The 9953-nt window shown below is 36.7% G+C and carries 9 protein-coding genes; 6 read left to right on the top strand and 3 right to left on the bottom strand.

Going from position 1 to position 9953, the window contains the following annotated elements:
* The first annotated feature begins 126 nt into the window (after positions 1-126).
* Positions 127-1311 (top strand): VWA domain-containing protein, encoded by a 1185-nt coding sequence (locus WFK35_RS16320; RefSeq protein ID WP_336733473.1) that lies wholly within the window; start codon positions 127-129, stop codon positions 1309-1311.
* Between the two features lie 203 nt (positions 1312-1514).
* Here WFK35_RS16320 and WFK35_RS16315 read toward each other — a convergent pair whose 3' ends face one another.
* Entirely contained in the window at positions 1515-2720 is a 1206-nt protein-coding gene (locus WFK35_RS16315) for an NAD(P)/FAD-dependent oxidoreductase (protein WP_336733472.1), read from the bottom strand.
* A 111-nt stretch (positions 2721-2831) separates the two neighbouring features.
* On the opposite strand from WFK35_RS16315, the gene WFK35_RS16310 reads away from it, so the two are divergent.
* Together WFK35_RS16310 and WFK35_RS16305 are read left to right on the top strand one after the other, a co-directional pair.
* Complete coding sequence (locus WFK35_RS16310; RefSeq protein WP_336733471.1) at positions 2832-3212, top strand: STAS/SEC14 domain-containing protein; 381 nt, start codon at positions 2832-2834, stop codon at positions 3210-3212.
* 173 nt (positions 3213-3385) lie between these two features.
* Positions 3386-3730 (top strand): mannan-binding lectin, encoded by a 345-nt coding sequence (locus tag WFK35_RS16305; RefSeq protein ID WP_336733470.1) that lies wholly within the window; start codon positions 3386-3388, stop codon positions 3728-3730.
* Positions 3731-3783: 53 nt separating this feature from the next.
* On the opposite strand, the gene WFK35_RS16300 is transcribed toward WFK35_RS16305, so the two are convergent.
* Positions 3784-4986: an MFS transporter gene (locus WFK35_RS16300; RefSeq protein WP_336733469.1), complete on the bottom strand. Its 1203-nt coding sequence runs from the start codon at positions 4984-4986 to the stop codon at positions 3784-3786.
* Between the two features lie 169 nt (positions 4987-5155).
* Between WFK35_RS16300 and WFK35_RS16295 the strand changes: the two genes are divergently transcribed.
* Positions 5156-6019, top strand: a complete 864-nt coding sequence (locus tag WFK35_RS16295) for an AraC family transcriptional regulator (protein ID WP_336733468.1) — start codon at positions 5156-5158, stop codon at positions 6017-6019.
* Positions 6020-6428: 409 nt separating this feature from the next.
* Here the strand turns inward: WFK35_RS16295 and WFK35_RS16290 are convergent, their stop codons facing one another.
* The gene (locus tag WFK35_RS16290) at positions 6429-6905 is read right to left on the bottom strand and encodes a DUF7832 domain-containing protein (RefSeq protein WP_336733467.1); all 477 of its coding nucleotides are present in this window, start codon (positions 6903-6905) and stop codon (positions 6429-6431) included.
* A 111-nt stretch (positions 6906-7016) separates the two neighbouring features.
* Here WFK35_RS16290 and WFK35_RS16285 point away from each other — a divergent pair, with 111 nt between their 5' ends.
* Together WFK35_RS16285 and WFK35_RS16280 are read left to right on the top strand one after the other, a co-directional pair.
* Positions 7017-8270, top strand: coding sequence for a CinA family nicotinamide mononucleotide deamidase-related protein (locus WFK35_RS16285; RefSeq protein WP_336733466.1), 1254 nt, complete (start codon positions 7017-7019; stop codon positions 8268-8270).
* A gap of 84 nt (positions 8271-8354) precedes the next feature.
* The coding region (locus WFK35_RS16280; protein ID WP_336733465.1) for a glycosyl hydrolase family 18 protein at positions 8355-9953 on the top strand (1599 nt) is incomplete at its 3' end.

The following is a 9953-nucleotide window of genomic DNA, read 5'->3' as shown; positions in this document are numbered from 1 at the left end:
AAAAACATCCAATATCCAACTGGAAGCAGCAGATTCTAATGTAGATTACTCTTTTGAAAACATTGATAATATCAAGCTGAAATACAGCATCAAAACAAAATACGAAATCCTTTAAAACACAAAATCATGACAGCTTTTAAAATTTTAACATTAGCAGCCGGAACCGCCGCTTTATTCGGGGTACAAAACTCAAAATTTGAATATAAAGAACCGGCGGTTCAGAGAACAGTGGTTCAGAATGTTGATAAACCTTCAGAAACGAGTATCAAAGAAAATAAAATTCAGGTAGCATTGCTTCTCGACACTTCCAACAGCATGGACGGACTGATCGATCAGGCGAAATCCCGACTCTGGAATATCGTAAATACTTTAACGACCTTAAAATACAACGGTAAAGCGCCCCAAGTGGAAATTGCTTTGTATGAATACGGAAATGATGGTTTACGAGATGAAAATTACATCCGACAGGTAACTCCTTTAACGCAGGATCTTGATCTGGTTTCGGAAAAACTGTTTGCTTTGAGAACCAACGGCGGAAGTGAATATTGCGGAGCGGTAATCCGTGATGCCTCGATGAACCTGAAATGGGATGACAATAACCAAAGCATGAAACTGATCTATATTGCGGGAAACGAGCCTTTCGATCAGGGAAAAATCAGTTATAAAGAAGTGATTCCTACTGCCAAAAGAAAGAATATTTACACCAACACGATTTTCTGTGGCAGCCGTGATGAAGGAATACAGACTTTCTGGCAAAACGGCGCTTCTTTGGGAGAAGGGAAATATTTCAATATCGACAGCGACCAGAAAGTAATTTATATAAAAACACCTTACGATGTCAGAATTTCGGAATGCAACGCCAAGCTGAATGACACCTACATTTATTACGGAAGTCACGGTTCGGAATTTAAAGCCAAACAGATGCTTCAGGATAAAAATGCCGAAGTGCAGTCGGTTTCCAACGCCGTGGAAAGAACGGTTGCAAAATCCAAGAAAAATGCCTATAAAAACGATCATTGGGATTTGGTAGACCGCGCTGAAAAGGATGTAAACTTCATGTCGGACGTAAAAGCGGAAGAGCTTCCTGCTGAATTGAAAGGAAAAAGCAAAGAGGACATTAAAAAAGCCGTTGCCGAAAAATCAGCCGAGAGACAAAAAATTCAGAGAGAAATTGAAGAATTATCCAAGAAAAGACAGGATTTCATTGATGCTGAAATGAAAAAACGCGGAAATTCTGAAGCGGATGATTTGGGAAAAGCGATTGAAAAGTCTGTTTTGGAATTGGCAAAGAAAAATGGTTATACTCTGTAACTCATTATCAGAAGAAATTAAATTTAAATATCAGAAGTGATTAAAAACTGATAACCATTAAAGTTGAATGAAGAATAAATGTTGTTTTCAAAGTTCCGACAACAAATATTTTGAGTGTGGTGATCCGGTGCAGATTTGCACCGGATTTTTTCATGGTTTCGGCGGAGGCGAAGCCTCCGCCGAAACCATGAAAAATTCAGAAATCATCTTCCAAATTGAAAATACTTTGAAAGCAGATGCTTCTTACCTTTCATGAATAGAGAAGCCATTTCCATCCCCGTCACGGAAAACGTAATTCCGTTTCCTCCGAAACCAAGAACAAAATAAGAGTTTTTAAAATCTTTATGTGTTCCGATGTAGGGCAGTCCGTCTTTGGTTTCCCCGAATGTTCCTGTCCAGACAAAATCTGTGTAGAAATGATAATCGGGCTTTATTTTCTTCAATGTTTTTAAAATCTCCTTTTCTTTTTTATTTAAAAGAGAATCCCGTTTTTTAGCATCATAAAAATCTTCATCACCGCCGCCGATCAGCATTCTCCCGTCATCCGTTGTCCGCATATACATATAAGGTTCATCGGTATTCCAGACCAGAGTATTGCTGATGTTTTTAAATTTTTTCTTATCAATTTCAGAAACAATGGCATAGGTGCTTTTTAAATTCACAAAATGTTCTTTGATAAGATTTTTACTTTCATAACCGATGCAGTAGATTACTTTTTTAGCCCTTATTTTAAAACCCGAATCAGCCGTTACTGTATTAAAACCTCTGAAATATTTAACACTGGTCATTTCTGTTTTATCAAAAATTTGTAAACCTTTGCTTACATTCAGTTTAAACAGTTCGTGGGCAAATTTAAAAGCATCAATACTGGCTCCCTGTTCAGATACAATTCCGCCAAAAGTATTTTCAAATCCGAATTGTTTTGAAACCTCATCACTTTCAAGCCATTTTACATTGAAACCGGCGTCTTTCCTTGCGTTAAATTCTTTCTTCAGCCATACAACATCCTTTTTCTTTGAGGCAAAATACAGCGATTTTTTTCTTTTAAATCCCGAATCCGACTTAATTTCATCGGTTAATTTTTCAAGCTTATCAATGGAATCCGAACATGCCTTATAACTTGCTACAGCTCCATTTTTTCCTATTTTTTCAATAAGTTCATAAAGAGGAGCATCAATTTCATACTGCAGCATGGAAGTTGTTGCAGAAGTACTGCCGTTGCAGATCTCACGCTTGTCGATAAGAATCGTTTTATATCCGTCGGAAATCATCTGATGGGCAATCAGGCTTCCGGTAATTCCGCCGCCGATAATCAGCACATCACATTCTTCATCAGATTTCAATGAAGGATAGGAAGCAATCAATCCGTTTTTTAAAAGCCAGAAAGGTTCGTTAGATTTAAGATCCATTGTATTATTTTTTTCTAAATTAACAATAATTACACCTTTTATTCATTTAACATTAATATTGGTTTAATATTTGTTTTCACCGTCCCATCAAACCACAATAAAAATAAAAATATGATAACGATTATTCCAGAGGCTCCGGAAAATGTTGCAGCTTTTAATGCAACAGGAGAAGTGACGAAAGAGGACTTTGAAAATCTTGTTTTTCCAAGAGTGAAAGCAAAGATTGAGCAGTTTGGAGAACTGAATTATCTGATGTATCTTGACACAGATCTGAATAATTTTACAGCCGGTGCATGGCTTGAAGACGCTCTTCTCGGATTGAAGAATCTTACCAAATGGAATAGGGCGGCTATTCTTACCGACAATCAGCATGTACAGAATTTCACAGAAATTTTCAGTGTACTGATGCCGGGAGAATTCAAATCCTTCCCGAAAGGTAACCTTTACAATGCGTTGTACTGGTGCAAAAACGGGAATGAAGTAGAAGCGTAATCTGCTTATTATAAAAACAACGGAGGGCTGTCTTTTAAGGCAGTCTTTTTTATTTTTCAGAAATCAGATTTTAAGTATAAATACTTAATAATCAATTTGGTATATTCTACTTGAAATATTTCTCATTATTGTGACTACATTTGTAATGTTAAACAAACAAAAAACTAAAAATCATGTCAATATTCAAAATCAACATCATTGCGGGACCACTTTGGAGCAATGACGAAGCACAAAAATTAGGCGGACGAATTGCAGCCGCACATTTAGGAAAATTTACAGGACAATGGTCTACCATTGTGGAAGCACAGATGAGCGTTATCGAAGTTGAGCTTAATACTCAGCCTACAGGAGACTCAGAGTATACTTTAGATGTTTTGGCCGGTCCAATCTGGAGCGACGAAGATGCTAAAGAAGTTTGCCCATCAATCTGTGCGTCTTACGGAGGAAGATGGAACGGACAATGGACTACTGTTGTAGAAGGTAAAATGAGCGTTTGCGGATGCACATTTAAATTCTAAAAAGTTTAAAAATTATGAAAATCGGCAGTTTCCGGAGGAAACTGCCGATTCTTTTATTGTTCGCAGGAAATACATTCGGTTGTTATTTCTTTTTCTTCAGCTTTTTCCAGGCTGTATAATTGTTTATATCTGAAGGCAATAATAAGTCCGATTAACGTCATTCCAACGCCTACCAAAGATGGATAATTGAAGGAATAACCATTTTCTAAAGGAATACCTCCCAAAAACGCGCCCAAAGCATTCGCACAGTTAAATCCGGCCTGCATAAAAGCTGCAGCCATCATCTCGCTTTTAGGTGCGGCTTTCATCATCATTATATTAATGGGTGCAGCAACCGACATCGACAGTGCGCCGCAAACAAAGGTAAGAACTAACGATATAGTTTGATATTCTGAAAGAAAAAATACACCTACTAAAGAACTCATCATTAAAAATAGTAATAAAACACAGGTCTTTTCAGGGCTTAGTCTGTCAGACAAATATCCGCCGACTAAATTTCCTACAACCATTCCGGCTCCCGCGAGAATCATTACGTAAGCCATTTGGTTTTCTTTAATTCCTGAAACAATGGTCATTAAAGGTGTAATATAACTGAACCAGGTAAATAATCCTCCAAAACCAATCGCAGTAATCATTAAAACCATCCATGACTGCTTTTTCCTCAGAAATTTCATTTCTTCCATGAAGTGAGTGTCTTCATTGGTTTCAAGTATCGGAAGCCAGAGTTTTAAAAATAATAAGGCAAATAACCCGATCACAGCAACAATGGCGAAATACCATCTCCAGTGAAATGCATGACCGATATATGTTACCAGCGGAACCATCGCAAGATTCGCAATCGTAAGTCCTGTAAACATCAGCGATATATAGAATGCTTCTTTACCTTTTGCCGCTAATCTCGTGGCAACCACGGTTCCCACTCCAAAAAATGCTCCATGCGGAAGTCCGGAAAGGAAACGGATAATCATCATCGTATTATAATCGGGAGCAATTGCTGATAATGCATTGAACAGAGTGAAGATCATCATCAAAACAATCAGCACTTTTTTAGGTGGAAACTTTACAGAATATCCAATAAGGATCGGTGCTCCCACAACTACTCCAAAAGCATAAGCCGAGATGAGATGTCCGGCTTCAGGAATACTGATCTGCAGACTTTTTGCCATATCGGGAAGCAAGCCCATTATAGTAAACTCGGTGGTTCCGATTCCCAGACCTCCGATGGCGAGCGGTATTATTCTTTTATCAATCTTCATTGTAATTCCTTTTAATTGTAATTTTTTGGGTAACTAATTCACGATCTCTTTCGAAAATGCAAAATTCGATAGAAATAATCATTTATACTTTAACAGTAATGACTCATATTTGCTCTGTATTAACTTTTTTAATTAATTTTGAATTGAATATTAATCAAAAGAGAACATAATGAAAATTCAGAAAGAAAATATTGAATTTGAAGAGGGGAAATCTTTTAAGCTGTTTTCGCCATCTCTTAAAAACTGTTTCTACTGGCATTATCATCCGGAAATCGAGCTTGTATATGTACAAGCCTGCAACGGAATCCGCCATGTCGGTAAAAATATTTCAGATTTTAAAGACAGCGATCTGCTTTTAATAGGTGCTAATGTTCCTCATCTTAATTTTGATTATAAAATTCAGACCGAATACAGACAGATGGTTTTGCAGATGCGCGAAAATTTTCTTCAGGAATACATTATGCCCGTTCCAGAATTTGAAAACATTAAAAAACTGCTGGAACGGTCTTATCTGGGATTATCTTTCTCAGGACAAACCAAAAAAACAGTCGTTGAAAAACTACACCAGATAAAAAACGAAAATTCCTTTCATGCTTTTGTCGGGCTGATCGAAATTTTACAGATTCTTGCAGAGTCGGAAGAAGTAAAAGAACTGAACAGCGAAGACACCCGAATCAAATGGTTCTTAAATGATAAAATCCGGATGGGAACCATTTACGATTATATTCATGAAAATTATGATCAGAACCCAAATGTAAATATTATCGCAGAAAACGTGAACTTAAGTACTCCCGCATTCTGCCGCTATTTTAAAAAGCAGACCAATATGACGTTTACAGATTTTGTAAACAATTACAGGATTAATCAGGCAAAACTTTTATTGCTGCAAAATCACGGTGTTACAGAAGTCTGTTTTCAGGTAGGTTTTGAAAGTCTTTCTTATTTTAATAAATTATTCAAAAAATACATCGGAGAAACGCCTTCCGCTTTCAAGAAAAAACATCTGAGCAGAGTTGAAAGTAGTACAGTTTAAAACTAAGTTTAAACTCATTTTAAATTTAATGATTGTCCGTAATTTGTCATCATTAGAAAACCTTTGAGTTCTTCGCTGAGTGAATAGTTTATGCTGAGCCTGTCGAAGCACCTTTGCGAACTTAAAAACAGTTGGTATATAAAAGAATCTTAGCGATTCTTCGCGTGAAAATTAAGCATTATGATCAATAACGGATAATCATTTTAAATTTACCCGCAAAAGATACACAAAAGACTTCATTGGATTTATTTAAAGTATTTGAAAAGTCAGCAAAAAGAAAAAATCTTTGATTTTTTTTAACTTATGTGCTCTTTTTTCCATTTAAGGATTCAACTTAAACAACTAAAGTGTAACAATCTTTTGCATCTTTTGCATTAAAAAAGTTTAGACAAGTTTACTGATATTTATTTTAAACCAATCCTTTATATTCTTTCCACTCTTCAAAACGATAATCGATAACCTGTTTCATCAGATCGTAATTTTCGTATGTATCTTCGATGTGATAAAATGTTTCATATTCGTAATCATTCTCTTCCGCTTTTGTATCGAATAAATTCACATAATCATCTGCGAAAGAGCTGAACCGGTTTCCGAAATCTGTGTCGTCTTTGTAATAATCCTGTGCAAAAGCATTTCCTGTTTCGTTCAGATCATATTCAGAAAATTTTCCGTCCATGAAATCCATGATGAATTCAGCGCCTGTAATTTCTCTTCTTTTTAAACTTTGAATATCTTCTTTATGATCTTCTTTAAATTCTTCCGATATTAAATCGTTATTGATACACCAGTTCAGAAACATTCCGGTGTGTGTTGCGCCGTTTTTTATTGGAAGTTCTTCAGGAAAATCGCTGCCGTAATGCCATGAAGCATCATCATATTTAGACATATTGAATGATAGTTTTAAACAATTTTATCCAAAAATAGAAAAAATCAATTTATATTGCCCGTCACAGGGAAATTTCCGTCATTTGTAAAGAAATTTTTTTCTACCTATTATATGAAAAATGCCGTTCTGATCACTATTGGTGACGAAATCCTTTCAGGAAGCACTGTAGACACCAATTCTAACTTTATTGCTGCCGAACTGAAAAATATTGGGATAAAAGTGGTACAGATTTTTACCATTTCAGACCAGATTGAAATAATTAAAAAGACCATAACATCTGCTTTTGAACTGGGAGATATCATCATTACAACCGGAGGTTTAGGTCCTACAAGAGACGATAAAACCAAAAAAGCCATCGCTGAATTTTTCAATGATGAAATCGCTCTGGATGAAGAAACTTTTGCCCATCTTAAAGCGTACATGGAAAGACGCGGAAGAACAGAAATTCTTGAAAGAAACCGCGAACAGGCTTTTGTTCCTACGAAATCCAAAGTATTCCAGAACCATTTCGGAACTGCGCCCTGCATGATGATGGAAGAGAACGGAAAACTCCTTTTCAGTCTTCCCGGAGTTCCTTATGAAGTAAAACCTTTAATTAAAGATCAGATTGTTCCTTATTTAAAAGATAAATTCAGTCTGCATTATCTTTCCACGAGAATTGTTTCCGTAGTCGGAATTCCGGAAAGTGTTCTTGCAGATACAATTGAAAACTGGGAGCTTGCCTTGCCGGAAAATCTTTCTTTATCCTATCTTCCTGTGGGAACCCGTGTAAAACTGAGACTTACTGCAAGCGGAGAAGATGAAAACATTCTGAAACAGCAACTTGAGGAAGAAATTAAAAAGCTCCTTCCTTTGGTAAAAGATCATGTAATCGCCACTTCGCAGGATAGAATAGAAAAAATCCTTGCCGATATTTTAACAGAGAAAAAGCTTACACTTTCTACTGCCGAAAGCTGTACCGGAGGCGAACTCGCAAAAATGATTACTTCTGTTTCAGGAAGTTCGAAATATTTCCTCGGCGGAATTGTTTCTTATGCTACAGAAAAAAAGACCGATATTCTAAAAGTAAAAAAAGAAACCGTAGAAGAATTTACTGTTGTGAGCGATCAGGTTGCGGCAGAAATGGCAGAAGGCTGTCAGCAATTATTTCATACCGATATTTCTTTGTCTACAACCGGAGTTGCAGGTCCCGGAAAAGGGGAGGACGGAAAAGAGGTCGGAACTGTTTTTTACACCATAAGAATCCACGATAAGGAAGTGACTTCAAGATTATATATGCCACATCTGGAAAGACAGGATTTCATGCACTTTGTATCGCAGAAAGTTATTCAGGATTTGGTGGCTGTCCTGGTAAACAATCAGTAATCTTATAAATTTTTAATTTTTTTTTAATTAATTCTGTATAGGTTTTTCACGGTTTTTGACGTTAGTGAGAAAAATATCAAAATCGTGGAAAACTCAAAGCAGATTTTTCAGACCGACAGTAAAAAACGCTGGAGAAACGTTCAGTGGGGAAGCCGGATTTTTATCTTCGTAGCCATCCTGCTTTTTCTGGCATTAGGTCTTATGATGAAATTGGACAGAAGTCCCAAAATCCCCTTTAAAGAAGATTACAAAGCGGTTATAACAGCAAATAGACCTTATCTTCAGGAGAACAAAATTTCTAAAGAATATAAAGGATTCCGAAGTTTCATTTCCGAAAAAACAATGCACACCAACCTTGCTAAAATTGAAAAAGCAAGAGCCGAAAGACTTAAAAACCAAAACAGAAACTGGGCGCAGTTTCCGGGCGGAATACGTTCTGCATTTTATGTGGCATGGGATCCGCAGTCTTTAATGTCTTTAAAAAGAAATATCAGACACATCAATCTTGTTTTTCCGGAATGGTTTTTCCTTGATCCGAAAACCGGTGATCTTAAAACCAATGTAGATCCTGCCGGTTATAAAGTTATTAAAAGAACAGGAGTTGCGGCAATGCCGATTCTCAGTAATAATTTTGAACAGGAATTCCATTCTGAAGGTCTGGGAAAAGTATTGAAAGATCCTAAAAAAAGAACCCAGCTTATTCAGAAATTAACGCTTCAATGCCAGAAACTCAATTTTAAAGGAATCAATATCGACTTTGAAGATATGAATCTGGATTCTGATGAAAACCTGATCGCTTTCATGAAAGAGCTTTCCGAAACATTTAAGCAGAATAAATTATTGGTTTCTATGGATATCATGACGGATAATGACGATTACAATATCCAGAGACTGAATCCTTATGTAGATTATTTTGTATTAATGGCGTATGATGAATATGCACTGGACAGTGACGCGGGACCTGTTTCTTCTCAGAAATGGATCGAAGCACAAACCGGAAAAATTCTGGCAAAAACTTCACCGAATAAAATTATTTTAGGATTGGGAGCTTATGGCTACGACTGGAGTACAGACAAGGAGCAGAATGTTTCCGTAACGTATATGCAGGCAATTACCAAAGCGAGTGCAAGTAAAGCGAGCATTAATTTCGACGACAATACCTTTAACTTAAATTATTCCTATACAGATTCAAAAAACAATACACATACCGTATTTTTTAACGATGCTGCTTCTATTTTTAATACGATGCGTTTCTCTGCCGAATATCCTCTTGCCGGAACAGCGCTCTGGAGACTGGGAAGTGAAGACAGCCGCATCTGGAACTTTTACGATAGAGATCTTACGTTTGCAGGTTTATCAAAATTAAATTTAAAAAGTCTTGAAAATGTAAAAGGTCAGACCATGGTCGATTACATTGGTGACGGCGAAGTTTTGGACGTTCTGAATACACCTCACGACGGGAAAATTGCTCTTGAGATTGATCCCAAAGAAAAAATCATCACCGATGAAAATTATATAACCTATCCCAGTTCTTATGAAGTTAAAAAATACGGAGAAGCTCCACAGAAAGAACTGGTATTAACTTTTGATGACGGTCCTGATGAAACCTACACTCCGCAGGTTTTAGACGTATTGTCAAAATACCACGTTCCGGCCGCCTTCTTTTTGGTGGGATTAAATGCA

This window comes from Chryseobacterium sp. VD8 (assembly GCF_037149975.1).
Classification (GTDB): Bacteria; Bacteroidota; Bacteroidia; order Flavobacteriales; family Weeksellaceae; genus Chryseobacterium; species Chryseobacterium indicum.
Note: the sequence above shows the minus strand (reverse complement) of the source record. Positions and strands in the feature narration are given on the sequence as shown.

Bases quoted from the DNA above. Each gene is read 5' to 3' on its own strand.
- WFK35_RS16320 (WP_336733473.1), top strand. From the start codon at position 127: ATGACAGCTTTTAAAATTTTAACATTAGCAGCCGGAACCGCCGCTTTA.
- WFK35_RS16315 (WP_336733472.1), bottom strand. From the start codon at position 2,720: ATGGATCTTAAATCTAACGAACCTTTCTGGCTTTTAAAAAACGGATTG.
- WFK35_RS16310 (WP_336733471.1), top strand. From the start codon at position 2,832: ATGATAACGATTATTCCAGAGGCTCCGGAAAATGTTGCAGCTTTTAAT.
- WFK35_RS16305 (WP_336733470.1), top strand. From the start codon at position 3,386: ATGTCAATATTCAAAATCAACATCATTGCGGGACCACTTTGGAGCAAT.
- WFK35_RS16300 (WP_336733469.1), bottom strand. From the start codon at position 4,986: ATGAAGATTGATAAAAGAATAATACCGCTCGCCATCGGAGGTCTGGGA.
- WFK35_RS16295 (WP_336733468.1), top strand. From the start codon at position 5,156: ATGAAAATTCAGAAAGAAAATATTGAATTTGAAGAGGGGAAATCTTTT.
- WFK35_RS16290 (WP_336733467.1), bottom strand. From the start codon at position 6,905: ATGTCTAAATATGATGATGCTTCATGGCATTACGGCAGCGATTTTCCT.
- WFK35_RS16285 (WP_336733466.1), top strand. From the start codon at position 7,017: ATGAAAAATGCCGTTCTGATCACTATTGGTGACGAAATCCTTTCAGGA.